This is a genomic window from Marinobacter shunpengi (assembly GCF_045449715.1).
Lineage (GTDB): Bacteria > Pseudomonadota > Gammaproteobacteria > Pseudomonadales > Oleiphilaceae > Marinobacter.
Window position 1 is genome coordinate 92,583 of sequence record NZ_JBJJLA010000018.1, and the last position, 19,295, is coordinate 111,877.

A 19,295-nucleotide genomic window follows, 5' to 3' on the forward strand; every position below is an offset into this window, starting at 1 on the left:
ACCGAGCCTGGTTTTGTAGCCAAGAGCCCTTGACCCTGACGTTGGAACGCGAGTTTAACCAACAGTCCTGTTCAGCGCTTATCAGGTGGTGCAGATAGAAAATAGTGAGCTATATTTGCCAGAACAGAAGACAGGTCAGACGGTTCGTCATAACCATGAGCCTGGAACGGGCCTGTTGCAACGCATGCTGGTGGTCATTCTTTCTTGGTTTCCATTAGAAACCTGGCTGTGAAAGGACTAAGCTAAATGGAAGATGTATCCAGATTCCCCCATTTCAGCTTGTAGCAGACTCCGTATCCTGAAACCTTTATGACCAGGGAAGATCCATGTCTGATTCAAAAGCCCGCTTTGGCCTGAAACTCCTTGTAGCGTTGAGTCTTGTGATAATCATCCTTGCCGCCATTTTCTGGCGGGTCATGACCGACGATGCCGCGCTGTCCGAGCATATTGCCTCCGGCAATGGGCGTATCGAAGCCACGGAGGTCGACATTGCCACTCGTCTCGCCGGTCGACTGAAGAGCTTCTCCGTTGCGGAAGGCGACTTGATTGAGGCGGGCCATCCTGTAGCGGAGATGGATACCGATGAACTGGAAGCCAGGTTGGCTGCAGCCGAGGCTGCCCTGAACCAGGCGGGCGAGAGTAAACGCTATGCGGAGGCTGTTGTACACCAACGGGAAAGCGAACTGCGCCTGGCGCGGGCTGAGTTGGCTCGCTTCGAGAGCCTGATGAAGAAAGGTCATGTCTCCCGGGAACAGTTTGATCAGGCACAAACGTCGGCCGAGACAGCTGCCGCAGCGTTGCAGGCTGCCAGGGTGCAGGTTGCTTCTGCCGATGCAGGTATTGAGGCGGCACGAGCCAGTATTCGTGAAATTCAGACAACCATTGATGACAGTCACCTTGGGAGCCCGATAGGTGGACGTGTGCTGTATCGGTTAGCCGAGCCCGGTGAGGTCCTTGCCTCTGGGGGCAAGATTGCAACAGTGGTGGATGTGACCGACGTCTACATGACCATTTTCCTGCCCACATCGCAGGCGGGCAAAGTCAGGGTTGGCTCTGAGGCACGGATTGTACTCGACGCCCTTCCTGATTATGTACTCCCCGCGAGGGTAAGTTTTGTTGCAGCAGAGGCGCAGTTTACGCCGAAATCTGTTGAGACCCGGAGTGAGCGTGAGAAGTTGATGTTTCGGCTCAGGATTCGCATTGATGCGGAGCTGCTGCAAGCCTACCGTGATCGGGTGAAGACCGGGGTGCCTGGTGTCGCCTATGTCCTGCTCGATGAAAGCCAGGATTGGCCCGCCCATTTACAGGTAACCTTGCCCAATGACTGACATGGTTGCCCGCCTGGAGGGCGTAAGCCACGTTTATGGTGAGTGTCAGGCACTCACCGATATCCGCATCGAGATGCCTGCCGGATGCATGATCGGCCTCATAGGGCCGGATGGCGCGGGAAAGTCCACGCTGATGGGGCTGATCGCCGGCGCCAGAAAACTGCAATCCGGGTCTGTGGAAGTGCTTGGCGGCGATATGAGGAATCTGCGATTTCGCAATCGGCTCGCGCCTCGCATTGCCTACATGCCCCAGGGATTGGGCAGTAATCTTTACCATACTCTGACTGTCGACGAGAACATTGGCTTCTTTGCTGATCTCTTCGGACTGACCGGTGAAAAACGAAAGCAACAGATACCCCGACTACTGGAGGCCACCGGGTTGCTTCCGTTCAGGGATCGGCCGGCAGGCAAATTGTCGGGAGGCATGAAGCAGAAGCTTGGCCTTTGCTGCTCCCTGATCCATAGCCCCGAGCTGCTGATTCTGGATGAACCCACCACCGGTGTCGACCCTCTGTCCCGTGCCCGTTTTTGGGACCTGATTGATCGAATCCGCGCTCAACAACCCGGGATGAGTGTCCTGGTTGCCACCGCCTACATGGAAGAAGCCGAAAGATATGACTGGTTGGCGGCCATGAATGACGGCGCCATTCTGGCGACCGGCTCGCCGGTGGAGTTGCGCGAGCAGACCAGCACCCGGACGCTGGATGAAGCATTCATCGCCCTGTCTTCAGGAATAGCCCCCGAGACCGCCGGAAACGAAAAGGAGGCGGAACCTCCCGCCACTGCGTCCGACACGCAGGCGACCGAGACCGTCCCGGCAATCGAAGCAAACCATCTGACAGCCCGGTTTGGTGATTTTACTGCCGTAAACGACGTCAGTTTTTCGATTTCCAGAGGCGAGATATTCGGCTTCCTTGGTTCTAATGGCTGCGGCAAGACCACAACCATGAAGATGTTGACCGGGCTATTACCTCCTTCCGAAGGCGACGTTTCACTCTTTGGCAAGCCTCTGGATGCCAGGGACCTGAGCACAAGGCGGCGTGTTGGTTATATGTCCCAGGGGTTTTCCCTGTATGGCGAACTGACAGTCAGGCAGAACCTGGAACTGCACGCACGCTTGTTTCACGTGCCGAAAAAGCAGATCGGTGCCCGGGTAGATGAGCTGGCGGCGGAATTCGGACTTGCCGATGAAATGGATCAATTGGCGAGCCATCTGCCCCTGGGGGTTCGACAGCGGCTCTCACTGGCCGTGGCTGTTGTACACGGGCCCGAACTGCTGATCCTCGACGAACCGACTTCGGGGGTGGACCCTGCCGCCCGGAACCAGTTCTGGTCATTGCTGTTCCGCCTGTCCCGCGAAGATGGGGTCACCATTTTTATCTCTACCCATTTCATGAATGAGGGTGAGTGGTGTGACCGGATTTCCCTTATGCATGCTGGTGAGGTGCTGGCGTCCGACAAGCCAGAGGCTCTGATTCAGCAGGCTGGCGAACAGACCCTGGAAGGGGCGTTCATGAGAACCCTCGAGGAGGCCACTGGAGCCGAGGACATCGGCAGTGGGGCTGTGCTCACCAGTGAGCAAAAGGACGAGCCTGACTACCGACAGTTCAGTATCCGGAGACTGTGGGCCTATGGGCACCGTGAGGCTCGGGAGCTGATCCGGGATCCGATCCGTATGGCATTTGCCTTTATCGGCTCCGCCCTGCTGATGCTGATTCTGGGTTACGGCATCACCCTGGATGTAGAAGATTTGTCTTTTGCGGTACTGGATCAGGATCAGTCTCCCCAAAGCCGGGATTACGTCACGGCCTTCTCAGGATCGCGATATTTTATCGAGCGACCTCCCATCGTGGACATGGCCGAACTGGAACAGAGGATGCAGGTTGGTGAACTGAGCCTGGCACTCGTGATTCCACCTGGCTATGGCAAGGACCTGAAGCGTGGGCAGGATACGGAAATCGGCGTTTGGATTGATGGCGCCATGCCATTTCGGGGAGAGACTATTGCTGGCTATGTTGAGGGTATTCACTACAGCTACCTGGTGGAACTGGCACAACGAACCTATGGATTGGTCCCCTCATCAAACCTGGTCTCTATAGAAGGCCGGTACCGGTACAATCAGGATTTCCGGAGTCTGGACGCGATGGTGCCGGCGGTCATTCCCATCCTGCTCATTTTTATTCCATCCATCCTGATGGCTCTGGGAATCGTTCGTGAAAAGGAGCTGGGGTCGATCACCAACCTTTATGTTACCCCGGTAACACGTCTTGAATTCCTGCTGGGCAAACAACTCCCGTACATTGCTTTCAGTATGATCAGTTATGTCAGCCTGGTCATGCTGGCGGTGTGGGTATTCGAGGTGCCACTGAAGGGTGGATTGTGGGCACTTTCTCTAGGGGCCCTGTTGTATGTGATGGTGACGACGGGGATTGGTCAGGTGATTTCGGCCTTTGCGTCCACCCAGATTGCCGCACTGGCGGCGACGGCGATCATTACCCTCTTGCCCACCGTCCAGTTTTCGGGTCTGACGGAGCCAGTGTCCTCCCAGGAGGGGGTCGGCGCCCTCATTGGCCAGTTCTGGCCAGCAACCTGGTTCCTTCAGATCAGCCGTGGGGTTTTTACCAAGGGGCTTTTCTTCAGCGACCTTCAACAGGAACTACTGAGTCTTGCGGCCTTCATCCCGGTGCTGATATTGATATCGGTCATTCTGCTTAAGAAACAGGGGCGCTAGTCGTGAAATCACTGGCGAATATCTGGAATATGGGACTCAAGGAGTTGCGCAGCCTTTGGGGCGATAAGGTGCTGCTATTATTTGTTCTGCTGGCGTTCACCCTGATCATCTATACGGCGGGCTCGGCCGGATCCATGGAGCTGCACAATGCCCCGGTTGCCGTGGTGGATGAGGACCAGTCCGCGCTTTCCGGGCGCGTCATCCAGTCGCTCCAGCAACCCTGGTTCCTCGAGCCAGACCTGATCCGATACGACCAGATTGATACCATGCTCGACAGGGGGTCACATACGTTCGCCCTGGTCATACCCGAAGGATTTGAACGGGATGTGCGAAAAGGTCACATTGTCAGTGTACAACTGAATATCGACGCAACCCGAATGAGCCAGGCCTTTATCGGGGCCAATTACATTCAATCGTTTGTCACGACCGAAGTGGCGGAATTTATCCAAGCGGGTAGCGGCTCAACGGAACTCCCGATTAACCTGGTGAGTCGGGTGAGTTTTAACCCTAACCTCGAAGGTTCCTGGTTTGGTGGAGTGATGGAGCTGATTACCGAGGTTACCCTGATCAGCATCATTCTGACCGGTGCCGCCCTGATCCGGGAACGAGAACACGGCACGATCGAGCACCTGATGGTGATGCCGCTGCGCTCCTACGAGATCATGGCGGCCAAAGTATGGGCCAATGCACTGGTGGTAATGATTGCGGCCACGCTATCGATAACCGTGGTTATTCAGGGCTGGCTAGGGGTGCCTATAGCCGGATCCGTTCTGTTGTTTCTCTTCGGAGCGTTGATTCATCTGTTTTCCACGACGGCCATTGGCATTCTGATTGGCACGGTTGCCCGAACCATGCCCCAGTTTGGCCTTTTGCTGATACTGATCATACTGCCACTACAGCTACTCTCAGGCGGTATTACACCCCGGGAGAGTATGCCGGAACTGGTTCAGGACATTATGCTGCTGGCCCCGACGACCCACTTTGTGAGTCTGGCACAGGGCATTCTATACCGTGGTGCCGGTATTGACGTAGTCTGGCCCCAGTTCCTGGCTCTGACGTCTATCGGAGCCGCATTTTTTGGGGCAGCTATGGTGCTGTTCCGGCGTCATATGTCTGCGTAAAGGCACCTTGTCCAGGCCGCCCCTTATCACATGTGCGGATAATGTTCTGGGCTTAATGTGGGTATCTTTCGGGTGAGAAACTCAACCACAGCAGGACGGCGTTTGGTGTTGATTTATATAGAAAAAAATGGAGGCGCGGGTCGGAATCGAACCGGCGTACACGGAGTTGCAGTCCGCTGCATAACCACTCTGCCACCGCGCCGGGAAAGCCGTTTAAAGGGCTTTTGCTCTCAGGTGGGCATTGAGAGACTTGGATTGTGATTTCCAGCCGGCGGTACCGGAGAGAAATTGGAGCGGGAAACGAGATTCGAACTCGCGACCCCAACCTTGGCAAGGTTGTGCTCTACCAACTGAGCTATTCCCGCTCTTCAGAGGCGTTGCCTCGTCAACGGCTGGGTATTCTACGGATTACGCCGGGGCCGTCAACACTTTTTATCAAGTTTATGTTTTAGTGAGGCTTTCATTACCGGATAGACACTTCCTATCGCGACGAATCCGCTATCATTCAGTGAAGGAGCCTCTGAATAACTCGTTGCCTGCTCAGGCTTTCAGGCTGGCCCACAATCTAGGCGCGATTTCGAAGGTGTGTGTCCACCCATCGAGAAATTGCAACGACGAGTGTGGGCCAGCCTGAAAGCCCCGGAGGGCGCGGCCTGAAAGGCCCATCTGCTGCGCTTTGCCGCTAGGAAAGGGAACCACCCTGACCGTCGCGACAAAACACAACAGCTGAACCTTTCAGGTCACGCTGAGCAGGCAACGAGTTATTCAGAGGCTCCTTAAGTCATTTGTCTGTACAGGAACGTTGAATGCCGACAGCCGGCAACAGCCTGACAATCAAGGACGGTACAGTCATCCTCCATGATGACTGGGTGTTGTCCCGTTTCACGGAACTCAGGCGGGAGGTCCGCTCGGCCCTCTCCGACACCGCCCAGACCGTGGAACGGGTCGACTGGTCGGACCTGCGGCAACTGGACAGCGCCGGCGCCAGCCTGATTGCCGAACTGCTGGGCAGCGAACGCCTGGCACAACTGGCGGAATCTGACCCGGAACTGGCGACCGAGCGCAAGGGCCTGCTGCTGACGGTGGCCCATGCAACATCCACCGAAAGCAGCCCACCGGTGCCACCCTCCGGACTGCTCCATTTACTGGCGGTGGTCGGGCGCTGGATCAGCGGTTTCGCCAGGGACCAGAAGCTGTTGACTGGGTTTATCGGCCAGACCCTCACCACAATACTGGCCATGCTGCCCCATCCCGCTCGCTGGCGGCTCACCTCCCTGGTGGCCCATATCCAGCGTACCGGCCTCAATGCCCTGCCTATTGTCGCCCTGCTCACCTTCCTGGTGGGGGCAGTGGTTGCCTTCCTGGGGGCCACAGTGCTGGAACGGTTTGGCGCTACCATCTATACCGTCCATCTGGTCACGTTCGCGTTCCTGCGGGAATTTGGCGTGATTCTCGCGGCCATCCTGCTGGCCGGTCGTACCGCCAGTGCCTACACCGCTCAGCTCGGGTCCATGAAGGCCAATCAGGAGATCGATGCATTGCGGGCGTCCGGCCTGGACCCCATAGAGATGCTGGTGGTACCCAGGGTGCTGGCCATGGTGATCAGCCTGCCCTTTCTTACCTTCGTGGGCATGATCAGCGGGATTGTCGGCGGTGCCATGGTCTGCCTGTACAGCCTCGACATCTCGATCACCCAGTTCCTGTCGATCATCGAACGGGAGGTCCCCCTGAACCACTTCCTGGTGGGGCTTGGCAAGGCACCGGTCTTTGCCTTCGTGGTGGCCGTGATCGGCTGCCTGGAAGGCCTCAAGGTCAGCGGCAGTGCCGAATCCGTCGGCCAACACACCACGTCCAGCGTGGTCCAGTCGATATTCATGGTGATCCTGCTGGACGCCATCGCGGCCCTGTTCTTCATGGAGATGGGATGGTGACGGAACCGTTGATTGCAGTCAGGGGGCTGGAGAACCGCTTCGGCGACCACAAGGTCCACGAGAACCTGGATCTGGACCTGTTCCCCGGTGAGATCCTGGGTGTGGTGGGCGGCTCCGGTACCGGCAAGTCGGTGTTGTTGCGAAGCATCATCGGACTCCGTCGGGCCAATAGCGGCACCATCCGGGTGTTCGGTAACGATCTGATGACTCTGCCACCGGAACAGCGATCCCGTACCGAGCGTCGTTTCGGTGTGCTGTTCCAGGGGGGCGCGCTGTTTACCTCCCTGACATTGCAGGAGAACATTGCCCTGACGCTGATCGAGCACGCAGGCCTGAGCCGCCGGAATGCGGAACACCTGGCCCGCATGAAACTGGCCTTGGTGGGTTTGCCCCCTGAGGCCGCCCTCAACTACCCGGCCGAGCTGTCCGGCGGCATGGTCAAGCGAGCCGCCCTGGCCCGTGCCCTGGCCCTGGACCCGGAGGTGTTGTTCCTGGACGAACCCACCGCCGGCCTGGACCCTATCGGCGCAGCCAGCTTTGATGAACTGCTGCGAACCCTTTGCAATGCCCTGGGCTTCAGCGTGTTCATGGTCACCCACGACCTGGACACCCTTTACGCCACCTGTGACCGTGTGGCGGTGCTGGCCCGGGGCAAGGTGCTGGTCGCCGATTCCCTGGATGTGGTAGAACGACATCCAGACCCATGGATTCAGGACTACTTCCATGGGCCCAGAGGCCGCGCCGTTGCCGGAGCCCATCGCAAACCCGTAGAGGAGGACCGCTGACGTGGAACCCAAAGCCCACCACGTAGTGATCGGTATCTTTACCCTGACCACCCTCGCCGCCATCCTGCTGTTTGCACTCTGGCTTGCCGATACGGACAACAACCGTGACTACAGGCACTATATGGTTGATTTTCACTATGGTGTCAGCGGTCTTTCCGAGGGCAGCCCGGTCCAGTACAGTGGCATTGAGGTGGGCAATGTGGTCGATCTGAGCCTGGATTCTGAGGACCCCCGACACGTCCGCGCCCTGATTCGGGTGTACAGCGATATTCCGGTGCGGGAGGACACCCAGGCCTCACTGAGCCTGGCCAACATTACCGGTGCCATGACCATACAGCTCCGGGGTGGCGACCCGAACAGCGCCAGGCTGGAGGGCGATCGCGATAACCCGCCCTACATTGAAGCCGAGCCCTCACAGTTCAGCTCCCTGCTCAGTAACAGCGAACACATCATTGAGAAGGCAGACCGGTTCATCACCAATGCGAATCGTTTCCTGTCAGAGGAGAATGCGGAAAACCTCACTGTGACCCTGAAAAACTTCAGGACGGCCACCGATACACTGGTGGCGGAGCAGGACAACCTGAACCGGGCCCTGGTGAGTGTCTATGATGCCGCTGAACGGGCCAGGACCACCTTTGAGCGTTACCAGGGCCTGGGGGATTACCTGGGCGAACTGCTGGAGAACCAGGGGGACCCCACCCTGAACGCCACCCGGGAGGCCGCCCAGGCCCTGAACCGGGCCGCCGTCAGGATCGATACCCTGGTGGCGGAGAACGAGGGCTCCGTCAGCCAGGGCCTGCACAGCCTGGGAGAGCTGGCGCCGGTCATGCAGGAACTCCAGGCCACCCTGCGCAATCTGAGTCTGCTCACCCGGCGGTTGGAGGAAGACCCTGGGCGCGCCCTGCTGGGTCAGGACTCCATCCAGGAGGTGTCGCCATGAGTCTCTGTGTTTCGTGGTTGTACCGGACAGCAGTCCTGGGCCTGATGGTGGTCCTGGCGGGATGCAGCGTCGCCCTGTTCCCGGAAAAACACCCACTGCGGATATTCACCCTGCCCTACGACTACCGGCCTCCAGCCGTTTCAGACGTTGGCCAGGAGGCATTACCGGCGCTGAAGGTGGTGCGCCCCCAGGCCAACGGTGTCCTTAGTGGAGAGCGCATTGTGATCGAGCCACGCCCCGACGAGCTGGCGGCGTACAGCACTGTCCGCTGGATGACCGACGTGCCGCTGCTGTTGCGTGACCATGTAGTACGGGCCCTGCGGGATGATCCACGAATTGCCACCGTGGTATCGGACACCAGTGGCTCTGGCAGCGACATCACGCTGACCTCCGAGCTGAAGGCCTTCCAGGAAGATCGAATCGATGCTAGCGACAAAGCGGTCCGTCTGTACCTGCAGGCACAGCTGGTGAAGAACGGTAGCCGCCGTACGCTGGCAACCCGGGATTTCCATATCCGGGTGCCGGTGGACGGCGACGATATCGAAGCAGCGATCAGCGCGTTCGGGCAGGCTTCGGATCATCTATCGAGGGAGCTGGCCGACTGGGTGGTCGCGGCGCTTGCCGACTACTGAGACCCGTTGTCCTTCGGAAAGAGGTCAGGCCAGGCTGCCTGCAGGTAGAGCACCATGGACCAGAAGGTCAGTATGGCCGCCAGGTACAGCAATGCCGTACCAACGTACGAAATCATTACGCCCGGCGGCACAGCCAGCAACAGGACGATGGCCACCATCTGCGCCGTGGTCTTGATCTTGCCGATGTAGGAGACGGCCACACTGGCGCGGCTGCCAATCTCCGCCATCCATTCCCGCAACGCCGAGATCACGATCTCCCGGCCGATAATGACCATGGCCGGTATGGTCAGGATGTAATTGGCATGTTCCTCGATCAGGACCGTGAGGGCCACTGCCACCATCAGCTTATCCGCCACCGGGTCCAGGAAGGCACCGAATGGTGTGGACTGGTCGAGCTTGCGGGCCAGGTAACCGTCAAGCCAGTCGGTGGCACCGGCAATGGCGAAAAGCGCCGCACTGGCCACATAGCGCCAATCCACGGGAAGGTAGAACACCATCACGAAGACCGGAATCATCACGATGCGTGAGAGCGTCAATACATTCGGCAGATTCATGAATCCCTTACTCGTCGTGTAGTGCGGCGTAGATGGTTTCAGCCAGGGCCTTGCTGATGCCCTGCACCTTGGCAATTTCGTCGATGCCGGCGTCCCGCAGGCCCCGCACACTCCCGAAGTAGCGTATCAGGTCCCGGCGACGCTTGGGCCCCACCCCTTCGATGCCTTCCAGCGTGGACTGGCGCCGCTTCTTGTCCCGGCGGGCCCGGTGTCCGGAAATCGCAAAGCGATGACTCTCGTCCCGGATATGCTGGATCAGGTGCAGCGCCGGCGAGTCCGGCGGCACCCGGAAGACCCGGTCCGTCAGGGCGTCGATCAACTGCTCCATACCGGCCTTGCGGGTGACGCCCTTGGCGACCCCGATCAATGGTATATCACGGATCTCCAGTTCCTCGAAGACTTCCCGGGCCATCCGCAGCTGGCCCTTGCCGCCATCAATCAGCACCAGGTCCGGACGCTTGCCCTCACCGTTCACCATTCTCCGGTAGCGGCGGGTCAGCACCTGCCGCATGGCGGCATAGTCGTCGCCAGCGGTCACCCCTTCGATATTGTAGAGCCGGTAGTCGCTCTTGAGGGGCCCATTCTCGTCGAAAACCACACAGGATGCGACCGTGTTTTCGCCGGAGCTATGGCTGATATCGAAGCATTCCATCCGCGACGGCGTCTCCGGCAAGTCCAGCAGGTCACGCAGCGCCAGCAGGCGACGATAGACTGTCTCCTTGCTGGCCAGGTGGGTCATCAGGGTCTGGCGGGCATTGGTCTGGGCCAGTTCCAGCCACTTGCGCCGCTCTCCCCGGACATTGCCGCGGATCCTCGTCTCGCGACCGGCCTGCTCCGACAGGGCCCGGGACAGCAGCTCATGCTCTTCCGGCAGGGTGGTGACCAGGATATCCCGGGGGATCTCCCGGCGGGTGGCACCACCGAAGTAGAACTGACCAAGGAACGCACTCAGCAGTTCCTCATCGCTCTGTTCAATGGAGAAGCGGGGAAAATAGTCCTTGGTGCCCAGTACCCGTCCACCCCGGACAATAATGACCACCAGGCAGACAATTCCGGCATCCTGGGCCATGGCCACCACATCGGCGTCGCCGCCTTCGCTGTCGATGGCCTGCTGTTCCTGAACGTGACGCAGGTGGTTGATCTGGTCCCGGCAGGCGGCGGCCTTCTCGAATTCCAGGTTGGCCGAGGCCTTCTCCATGGTGTCCATCAGGTCCCGGATGATGGCAGGATTCTTTCCCTCCAGGAACATGGTGGCGTGTCGAACGTCTTCCTGGTATTCCTCCGGCGTCACATAGCCGACACACGGAGCCGTACAACGGTTGATCTGGTACTGCAGACAGGGCCTTGTCCGGTTTCTGAAATAACTTTCAGAACAGTCTCTTATGCGGAAAATCTTCTGCAGGATATTAAGACTTTCCTTGACCGCGCCAGAGCTGGGATAGGGACCAAACCAAGTCCCCTGCCCCTTGCGACTGCGCCCCCGCCGGAACGTCAGCGACGGATAGTCGGAATGGTGCGAAAGGTAGATATACGGGTAGGACTTGTCGTCCCGCATCAGGATGTTATAGGGCGGGCGCTCCGACTTGATCAGGTTCTGTTCAAGCAGCAGAGCCTCGGTTTCGCTGCCGGTGACCGTAACTTCGATATGGTGGATGCGGGACACCAGGGCCGCGGTCTTGGGAGCCAGCCCGGTCTTGCGGAAATAGCTGCCAACACGCTTCTTGAGGTTACGGGCCTTGCCCACATACAGCAGCCTGCCCTCGCCATCGTACATCCGATAGACGCCGGGCCGTTCCGTTAGCCGCTTGAGGAATGCCTTGCTGTCGAATTCCTGGCCCTCTGGCTGTGGCTTGGTAGCCGGGTCAGACCTTGTCGGCATCCAGCAACCCGAACCTTACCGCCATCAGGGCCAGTTCCACATCGCTGGAAATCTCCAGCTTCTCGAAGATCCGGTAGCGGTAGCTGTTCACCGTTTTCGGACTCAGGCACAGTTTGTCGGAAATGTCCTGCACCTTCTGGCAATCCACCACCATCATCGCAATCTGGAGCTCCCGCTCAGACAGGCGATCGAACAGGGATTCATCCTGATCCTCGGCATCACCACCCAACTGTTTGAGAGCCATCTTCTGGGCGATCTCAGGGCTGATATAGCGCTGGCCGGAGTTGGCCTTGCGGATGGCCCGCACCATCTCGTCAATATCGGCCCCCTTGGTGATATAGGCAGTGGCGCCTGCCTGCATGACCCGGGTGGGATAGGGATCGTCGGCACAAGCCGTTACCACGATCACCCGTATGGAATCGTCCAGCCGCAGGATCTTGCGGGTTGCCTCCAGGCCCCCGATACCGGGCATGCGGATATCCATCAGCACAATGTCCGGGCGGTTATTGCGTACCGCCTCTACGGCCTCTTCACCGGACGAGGCTTCGCCGAGCACCTGGATATCCGGGTTGTCGGCCAGCATCCGGGTAATCCCGGAACGAACCAGTTCGTGGTCGTCTACAACCAGTACGCTGATCAATGTTCACCTCTTGCCTGGATCAATGCTGCGATGCGCGGTGGAATACACCGATTGTACCGCCAGTCGAAACGGACGAATAGCCTACGAATTAACACCTTTGGAAAACTGTAGCTTTTTTATTCGCGTAATCAAAACCTGTGGTTGCCAAGCATCAATAATCGAACCCTCCCCGACTATTGTATCGATAACCCGGCGGGTTTCATAAACTCTGGGCCGGTTATCCGGAATCGGGCGACAAATCGGACGCTGGTCCACAGCGTCCGATTTTGGCAGATTTCCTTGCATGTATGACAGGTACTTCTTTGCGACAGAGATCACTCGGGACTTGTTCTCCACCACGCCTAAACCGGAAACGTCATGATACGGTGGAACGGCTATAAACAGAACTGGATTCGGGTTATATCCTCTTATTAATCCTGTTTATGGGTATGGGGCCGCCCCAGTCCCGCGGTGTTCTCCACGGGGTCAAACCAGACCACCAGGTCTCCACGCCGGACGGCGGCCATCACCCGGTCCTGTTCCTGCAGGGGGCTTTCCTGGTCGTTGAGGCCGTGGTAACGGGTGCAGTATTCCTGGACCAGGCCTTCCAGCTGATCGTCCGTCAGCAGGCTGGTATCCACCACAAAGGATTCCTGGCGGGGATCCGCCTGGGAGACTTTTTCGGTGTGGTCCATGACGGCGCCTCTATCCGGGAAAATGAGGACCTATCATAACCCACTCAGCAGGCTCCTAGAATTCCCGGACGCTGAAACGGGCGACGATCTCACGGATGGAGCCGGACTCCAGGCGCAGGGCATCACTGACTTCCCGGGTCTGGGATACCGATCCCACCAGCCGTTCCGCGCTCTGGGTCAGGCTCTGGGAGCGACGCCCTACCCGGTCGATGTTGTTCCGCTGGGCATGTATCGCACCATCGATATCCTGGCTCAGGGACTCCAGCCGGGAGAAGTGCTCATTAAGACTCTCAAGATGCACTCTCAGATTATTGAGTTCGTTGCGGTTTTCATCCCCTGCGCTGCGCATTTCATGCAGCCGCTGCTCGATGCCCTCAACATTGCCCACCAGGTCGCCCACCCACTGGCGGATTTCCCCGGTGGAGTCCGACGTACGGCGGGACAGGGTACGCACTTCATCGGCAACCACTGCAAAACCACGGCCGTGTTCACCGGCACGGGCCGCCTCAATGGCGGCATTCAGCGCCAGAAGGTTGGTCTGTTCGGCGATGTCGGCGATCACGCCCACCACCTGCTCCACCTTGCCGGTGGACGACGACAGGCCCCGGATGGCATCCGACACCTCACCAATCACCCGGACAGTGTGGTCGGCGGCCTCCTCTGAGCGCGCCAGCCCCTGCTGGATGCCACGGTTGCCCTCCGCCGCAGTGGCAATGGTGGAGCGGGAATCCCGGGCGGCGATTTCCACGTTGTCTGCCTGGGCGGTAATCTCGTCCATGGAGGCGGACACGTCGGACACCTGGTCCCGGGTCTGCCGCGAGGCCTGCTGAACGGTTTCCGCTTCCTCCTCCAGAACACGGGCCCGTTCATCAAGGGATAACGCTGCCTTGCGAGTATCCTGTATGAACCTTTCAAGGCGGGCCACCAGGCCACCAATGGCGGTGCTGACACCGGCCACTTCGTCACGGCCGGACACCACCGGGGGCTCCCGCAGGTCCGAGTTGGCTTCCATATACCGCAGGGCGGCTTCCGTGCGGCGCAACCTGAGGATCACGGTATGCCGCAGCCACAGGGTCATCAGTAACACCGTACCCAGAAACACCAGCGAACCGGCCACCAGGTAGCCACCCTGGCGCTCCATAAAGGCCAGCAGGCTGTCGGCGCTGGACTCGATGGCCTGACGGCGCTGCAGTTGCTGCTCCCGGATCGCCGTGAGCATCGGATCCACCGCGGGCATCAGCTCGAAGTCCACGACCTGCCCCACCTGGTAGTAGGATTTGGCCTGTATGCCCTCGGCCATGGCGTCCAGCAGGGCTTCCACTTCGCCATAGGCTTGCTGATGGGATTCAGCCCAGGGGGCCAGGTCAGGGTTGTCAGCGATCGCCTGCCAATGGTCCGGCAGGCTTCCCCGGACATCATCGAATTCCCCGTTGATCTCGTCCCACAGCAGTAGCTGAGCCTTGATCTTGTAGGCCAAGTCCTGGATCTGACGCAGGTCCTCCTCAAGGTCGGTCAACTGCCACGACTGGTGGAGCTCCCGGTTAACCAGGGCGTCCGTGGCATTGCTGGCCTGACCGATGATGGACCAGGAAATGGCGGCCAGCGCCGCCAATGCCGTTACAGCCAGAAACGCAAAGAAGAAGATACGGGCACGGACGGTGGCAAGCATGGATCACTCCGGGTAGAAACCTGATGTCGGCACCCTATGGCACTTAAATGACAGTTCTGTTTCAGGTGCCGGAGCAAGTCCCGGATTTCTGGTGAAAAATTGTAAAATCAATGGCGCGCGCAGCGGATGTGGGCAAAGCAATGGCGACCGGGTTAAGATGTGCGGTTTCCCGTCACCGCTGTTTACGGAAACGCCATGAATCCGACGCTGTTCCGACAGACCCTGCCGATCCTGTTCGGGTATCTGCCCCTGGGCATGGCCTTCGGGGTATTGTTCACCACCCAACTGGATTACGCCTGGTGGTACGCGCCACTGATGGGCATCACCATCTTTGCCGGCGCCGGCCAGATCCTCTCGGTCAGCCTGATCGCCGCCCAGGCAGGACTGCTGGAGGTGTTCCTGGCCATGTTCGTGCTCAACGCCCGCCACCTGTTCTATGGGCTGTCTCTGCTTGGCCAGTTCCGGGGAGCGGGCTGGCGCAAGGCCTACCTGATCTTTGGCCTGACGGACGAAACCTACTCCCTCCTTACCAGCCGCCCCCGGCCCGGTTCCCGGCAGCAGGAACAGCGCAACGATTTCATGATCACCCTGCTGAACCAGTGCTACTGGGTGGCCGGCTGCGCCATCGGCGCCCTGCTTGGCGATAACATCAGCTTTGACAGTACCGGCATTGAGTTCGCGTTGGTGGCCCTGTTTATCGTGCTGACCATTGAGCAATACAAAGCCCTTGGGGAAGCGTTTCCCCTATGGACTGGCGCCCTGGCGGCGGCAGTGGCGGTCGCCCTGCTGCCCGATGCCCACCAGTTGATTGGTGCAGTGGTACTGGCCACCGGCGCCCTGCTGATTCAGTACCAGCGCAGAAAATCCCCCAGCCCGGAGCAGAGCCATGGATAACACAACCTATATCCTGACCTTCATCGCGGTAGCCACCGCAGCCACCTTTGCCACGCGGGTGATACCGTTCCTTTTCCTGTCCCGGCATCACGAGCATCCGCTACTGCTGCATATAGGCCGCTACCTGCCCGCCGCCGTCATGGCGCTGCTGGTGGTTGTCTTCCTGATCCAGTCGGCCAGTTGGAAAGCCCCGGCATTCGGCATCGACGCCCTGCTACCCTGTGCCGTTGTGATTGCCCTGCACCTATGGCGTCGGAACGCCCTGCTGTCCATCGTGGCCGGTACCGCCGTGTACATGGTCATCCAGCAGGCCGGTTTGTTCACATCCTGACCAACGAGGATTTTTTCGGGCCAACGGTTGCCAAACCCCGAAAAAACCATTACAGTTTGCGCCCTCAAATGAGCGACGAGGTCGCTGATTTGGAACAGTTTATTGGCCGCCAGCCGAAAAGCTGGCCGAGTGGCTGACACAAAGGCCGCCAGGCCGACTGAACGTCGGAGCAACGCGACGACGGCCCCGAAGGGGTGAGGCACGAAGTGCCGAATAACGCGCACGCCTGGAAAGTTCGCTTGCAACGCAAGCGCCGCGCGAAAGAAGACAGGCCAGATTACAGGTTATTGGAGAGGTGGCCGAGTGGCTGAAGGCGCACGCCTGGAAAGTGTGTATACGTTAATAGCGTATCGAGGGTTCGAATCCCTCCCTCTCCGCCAATACAAAACCCCAGCAGCAATGCTGGGGTTTTTTATTGGCTGATTGGGTGGGTAGGAAGAACCCTCGCGGGTTCGACCGGAGGCTGCAACGCAGCCGGAGGAACGTCGGAGCAACGCGACGACGGCCCCGAAGGGGTGAGGCACGAAGTGCCGAATAATCCCTCCCTCTCTTCAAGCGCACCAATTCTTGATCTTAACGGACCTACCAAGTACTTTGCCTTATCAGGACAACCACAACGTCAAAGTTACAAGGATGTGATGTCATATGCGCACCGTAGAGCTATCCCGCTCCCCGGAGACGCGGCAGTTTGGCCCCCTCCAGGGCAAATGCTGCGTCATGCCGGGAGATTCTATTTCCGGCACTCTGTTTTTTGGCGGTGCAGGCATCGATGGTAGTTACATCCAGAGCATCGTTTCGGAAATGCATGATGCTGGCATTTCGAGTGCCGTGTTCGTAGACCGGGACAAGTGGTCTGGTGGCACAGTGCTGGATGCGCTGGTGGGTGTCCGCTTTGCCCGGGAATACGACCCCAATTTCCCTCTAATGCTACGGGCCAACTCCCGGCCTGGCGAACAGTTCAATCTGGTCGGTTACTCCTATGGCTCCCTGCTGGCCGCACAGGTCGCAGCCAAATACGGGCTGAAAGGTACGACTGTTCACCATCTGGTCCTGATCGGCGCACCTATCAGCCAGACCTTCCTGAACCTTCTGAGGAAAACCCCGGCCATCAAGAAAATCATTGTGATGGACCTCGACGAACACGGCGACCCCATATACGCCGGTATTCCCTACCACGAAGTTGCCTCATCCTCTCCGCTACTGGGATATCAGATGGCCCGGCAGGAAGGCCACTTTTACTATTCCGTGGATGGCGAAACCGGTAAGCGGAGGCATGGGGAACTAGCCAGCTATCTCTACGATCAGGGGTTGAGATGACATCGCAGAGAACGGAGTCAAAAACCCTGTTTGTCGGCCTCCTCCTGGGTTGGCTCGCGGTAACGGGGATGGGGCTGACCAACGCTTTTGTTCTCTGGGTAAACTGGCCCTTTATCGTATCCGGCAATGGTGCTGGCGTGTTCAGCGTGGTGTTCTTTATCTTCGCCTTGATGATCACTGGCGTGGTCTGGTCAATCTCGTTCTGGCTCTACAGAAACAAGGTGCTGGCCGTTCTGTACTGGCTTATCTGTCTCGCACCGTTACCGATTTTCCTGTTCTACCCGGTATGGTTTCAGGCGCCGAACCTGTCTTGAAGCTCTGCATTCAGCAGTGGGAAGAGTTCTTCAGGGATTCGCCAACCATGGAATGTGTCAGGGAGTTACCACACTTGTGATGACAAGGGTTCATTTGCTGGTTTTGCTGTGCCTGACTGCAACGCTGCCATCAGGTTGCACCGACTCCGAAAACACGCTGGATCGTGACGGCGAAGTGTATTTAATACCCCAGGGGTACGTTGGCCGGATATTTGTTGTGCACGACGTGCCCGGGGGGCAACCTCCTGAGCATGAGAATGGGAACCGCGTTTATCGCATTCCGGATGACGGTTTCCTGTTGTCCCAGACAGATCCCAACGAAGGATGGATTGAGTCAGACCGGCTCCGATACTTCTACGTCGATGAGGACGGTAAGCGTACTGAGATTCTCGGGCGATGGAGCGGCGCTGTACATGATACAGAGCAAAACCGCTCAGATACCCAACTGCGAATTTTCGATGGTGGGATCGGTACGTTTCAGATCGGAACCTCGGACTGTGATCTCGTACAGACCAATCTGTACGTCGGCACCTTGCAGGATCTTCTTAATCAGACCGACAACTATGATCTATACAGCGAACGAGGCATAGAAGGTGTTGATCCGGCAGTTGTCCAGGAGGCATGCGAGGCCAGCTCCTCCCAGTAACATCGGGGCTGTTGTTCTGAACCCTAAAGCTTGCTGATAACCCCCATCCCCTTCTCACAGGGCCCAAGATACCACCCCCCAAACAGGTTGTAGTGATTCAGGAAGTGATAGAGGTTGTAGATCTCCCGCTTGCGGGCGTAATCGTCATGAAGTGGCCGGATTTCGTTGTAGGCTTCATAGAATTCCGGGCCGAAGCCACCAAACATCTCGGTCATGGCGATATCGGCCTCCGAATCACCGTAGTAGACCGCCGGATCGATCAGCCACGCCGTGGCGTCGTCGAACAGGGCGTTGCCGGACCAGAGGTCACCGTGCAGCAGGCTTGGGCCGGCGACCCGTTCATTTAGCCATTCCGCCAGCAGGCTGCCCTTTGATTCGAGCAACTGGGCAAACCTGTCGCGAACGCGCTGGTCCTTGATCAGGCCTACCTGGAAGCCTAGACGACACTCCACAAAGAACTCACCCCAGCAGTCACTCTCACGGTTCTTCTGGGGATTGAGGCCGATATAGTTGTCCCGGTGAAAGCCATAGCCCGCCTGGGGAAGCGCATGGATCCGGGCCAGGCCGTGGCCAAGCTGACGAAGCACGTCGCCGGTCTGTCGCAGTGGCACGATTCCGGTCATTTCCAGCCGTTCTTCGCTGACGGAATAGATCTCCGGCACCCGCACCCCGGTAACATCAGCCATGGTGATGGCATCACCCAATAGCTCCAGACCTTCCGCTTCCCTGAACAGGGCATCGGCAAAACCGGTTTCATTCTTTTTGGTATGCACTGTACGCCCCCCTGAAACCAATGGCGTCCATGCTGCCACTCCCTGTCTGCTTTTGAATGATGGATACCGGGAACCCCGGGTAGCCTATGAGAATCCGCGCTGGCAGTGCATGACGATGGTCAATAACCAGGTTGTC

At 58.6% G+C, this 19,295-nt stretch carries 18 protein-coding genes, 3 tRNA genes and 1 other RNA gene; 14 read left to right on the forward strand and 8 right to left on the reverse strand.

The window, feature by feature from the left end; genetic code table 11:
- Positions 1-326 precede the first annotated feature (326 nt).
- From ACJO3T_RS12880 to ACJO3T_RS12890, 3 genes are read left to right on the forward strand one after another with little or no spacing between them, the layout of a single operon-like run.
- On the forward strand, positions 327-1,328 hold the full coding sequence (locus tag ACJO3T_RS12880) for an HlyD family secretion protein (RefSeq protein WP_406963105.1): 1,002 nt from the start codon (positions 327-329) through the stop codon (positions 1,326-1,328).
- Positions 1,321-4,059, forward strand: a complete 2,739-nt coding sequence (rbbA, locus tag ACJO3T_RS12885; protein WP_406978706.1) for a ribosome-associated ATPase/putative transporter RbbA — start codon at positions 1,321-1,323, stop codon at positions 4,057-4,059. The genes ACJO3T_RS12880 and rbbA overlap by 8 nt, the downstream gene beginning before the upstream one ends.
- A gap of 2 nt (positions 4,060-4,061) precedes the next feature.
- A complete protein-coding gene (locus ACJO3T_RS12890; RefSeq protein ID WP_406963101.1) occupies positions 4,062-5,180 on the forward strand; it encodes an ABC transporter permease in 1,119 nt (372 codons plus the stop codon).
- Positions 5,181-5,308: 128 nt separating this feature from the next.
- Here the strand turns inward: ACJO3T_RS12890 and ACJO3T_RS12895 are convergent.
- Together ACJO3T_RS12895 and ACJO3T_RS12900 are read right to left on the reverse strand one after the other, a co-directional pair.
- A tRNA-Cys gene (locus tag ACJO3T_RS12895) sits at positions 5,309-5,382 on the reverse strand.
- A gap of 87 nt (positions 5,383-5,469) precedes the next feature.
- A tRNA-Gly gene (locus ACJO3T_RS12900) sits at positions 5,470-5,545 on the reverse strand.
- 441 nt (positions 5,546-5,986) lie between these two features.
- On the opposite strand from ACJO3T_RS12900, the gene ACJO3T_RS12905 reads away from it, so the two are divergent.
- Genes ACJO3T_RS12905 through ACJO3T_RS12920 form a run of 4 tightly spaced genes read left to right on the forward strand, consistent with a single transcriptional unit; the run spans position 5,987 to position 9,468 of the window.
- A complete protein-coding gene (locus tag ACJO3T_RS12905; protein WP_406978707.1) occupies positions 5,987-7,111 on the forward strand; it encodes an MlaE family ABC transporter permease in 1,125 nt (374 codons plus the stop codon).
- Positions 7,105-7,896: an ABC transporter ATP-binding protein gene (locus ACJO3T_RS12910; protein ID WP_406978708.1), complete on the forward strand. Its 792-nt coding sequence runs from the start codon at positions 7,105-7,107 to the stop codon at positions 7,894-7,896. Before ACJO3T_RS12905 ends, ACJO3T_RS12910 begins: the two co-directional genes overlap by 7 nt.
- 1 nt (position 7,897) lies before the next feature.
- Positions 7,898-8,836 carry an MlaD family protein gene (locus ACJO3T_RS12915; protein WP_406978709.1) on the forward strand — a complete coding sequence of 313 codons (939 nt, stop codon included), beginning with the start codon at positions 7,898-7,900 and terminating at the stop codon, positions 8,834-8,836.
- The gene (locus ACJO3T_RS12920) at positions 8,833-9,468 is read left to right on the forward strand and encodes an ABC-type transport auxiliary lipoprotein family protein (protein WP_406978710.1); all 636 of its coding nucleotides are present in this window, start codon (positions 8,833-8,835) and stop codon (positions 9,466-9,468) included. The genes ACJO3T_RS12915 and ACJO3T_RS12920 overlap by 4 nt, the downstream gene beginning before the upstream one ends.
- On the opposite strand, the gene pgsA is transcribed toward ACJO3T_RS12920, so the two are convergent.
- The 5 genes from pgsA to ACJO3T_RS12945 all read right to left on the reverse strand — a co-directional run bounded on the left by pgsA (position 9,462) and on the right by ACJO3T_RS12945 (position 14,884).
- A complete protein-coding gene (gene pgsA / locus ACJO3T_RS12925) occupies positions 9,462-10,022 on the reverse strand; it encodes a CDP-diacylglycerol--glycerol-3-phosphate 3-phosphatidyltransferase (protein WP_406963092.1) in 561 nt (186 codons plus the stop codon). The genes ACJO3T_RS12920 and pgsA overlap by 7 nt on opposite strands.
- A gap of 7 nt (positions 10,023-10,029) precedes the next feature.
- Positions 10,030-11,901, reverse strand: coding sequence for an excinuclease ABC subunit UvrC (uvrC, locus tag ACJO3T_RS12930; RefSeq protein ID WP_406978711.1), 1,872 nt, complete (start codon positions 11,899-11,901; stop codon positions 10,030-10,032).
- Positions 11,885-12,541: a UvrY/SirA/GacA family response regulator transcription factor gene (gene uvrY / locus ACJO3T_RS12935; RefSeq protein ID WP_406978712.1), complete on the reverse strand. Its 657-nt coding sequence runs from the start codon at positions 12,539-12,541 to the stop codon at positions 11,885-11,887. The genes uvrC and uvrY overlap by 17 nt, the downstream gene beginning before the upstream one ends.
- A 410-nt stretch (positions 12,542-12,951) precedes the next feature.
- Positions 12,952-13,215, reverse strand: a complete 264-nt coding sequence (locus tag ACJO3T_RS12940) for a hypothetical protein (RefSeq protein ID WP_406963086.1) — start codon at positions 13,213-13,215, stop codon at positions 12,952-12,954.
- A 55-nt stretch (positions 13,216-13,270) separates the two neighbouring features.
- Entirely contained in the window at positions 13,271-14,884 is a 1,614-nt protein-coding gene (locus tag ACJO3T_RS12945; RefSeq protein WP_406978713.1) for a methyl-accepting chemotaxis protein, read from the reverse strand.
- Between the two features lie 195 nt (positions 14,885-15,079).
- Here ACJO3T_RS12945 and ACJO3T_RS12950 point away from each other — a divergent pair, with 195 nt between their 5' ends.
- The 7 genes from ACJO3T_RS12950 to ACJO3T_RS12980 all read left to right on the forward strand — a co-directional run bounded on the left by ACJO3T_RS12950 (position 15,080) and on the right by ACJO3T_RS12980 (position 18,386).
- On the forward strand, positions 15,080-15,778 hold the full coding sequence (locus ACJO3T_RS12950) for an AzlC family ABC transporter permease (RefSeq protein WP_406978714.1): 699 nt from the start codon (positions 15,080-15,082) through the stop codon (positions 15,776-15,778).
- Positions 15,771-16,109: a branched-chain amino acid transporter permease gene (locus tag ACJO3T_RS12955; RefSeq protein WP_406978715.1), complete on the forward strand. Its 339-nt coding sequence runs from the start codon at positions 15,771-15,773 to the stop codon at positions 16,107-16,109. Before ACJO3T_RS12950 ends, ACJO3T_RS12955 begins: the two co-directional genes overlap by 8 nt.
- 289 nt (positions 16,110-16,398) lie before the next feature.
- Positions 16,399-16,489 (forward strand) — tRNA-Ser (locus tag ACJO3T_RS12960).
- A 31-nt stretch (positions 16,490-16,520) separates the two neighbouring features.
- A non-coding RNA gene (locus tag ACJO3T_RS12965) (RtT sRNA) lies at positions 16,521-16,664 on the forward strand.
- 90 nt (positions 16,665-16,754) lie between these two features.
- Positions 16,755-17,426: an alpha/beta fold hydrolase gene (locus ACJO3T_RS12970; protein ID WP_406978716.1), complete on the forward strand. Its 672-nt coding sequence runs from the start codon at positions 16,755-16,757 to the stop codon at positions 17,424-17,426.
- A 68-nt stretch (positions 17,427-17,494) separates the two neighbouring features.
- Positions 17,495-17,740, forward strand: coding sequence for a hypothetical protein (locus tag ACJO3T_RS12975; protein WP_406978717.1), 246 nt, complete (start codon positions 17,495-17,497; stop codon positions 17,738-17,740).
- Between the two features lie 79 nt (positions 17,741-17,819).
- The gene (locus tag ACJO3T_RS12980) at positions 17,820-18,386 is read left to right on the forward strand and encodes a DUF6843 domain-containing protein (protein WP_406978780.1); all 567 of its coding nucleotides are present in this window, start codon (positions 17,820-17,822) and stop codon (positions 18,384-18,386) included.
- 23 nt (positions 18,387-18,409) lie between these two features.
- Here ACJO3T_RS12980 and ACJO3T_RS12985 read toward each other — a convergent pair whose 3' ends face one another.
- Entirely contained in the window at positions 18,410-19,198 is a 789-nt protein-coding gene (locus ACJO3T_RS12985) for a fructosamine kinase family protein (protein WP_406978718.1), read from the reverse strand.
- Between the last annotated feature and the right edge of the window lie 97 nt (positions 19,199-19,295).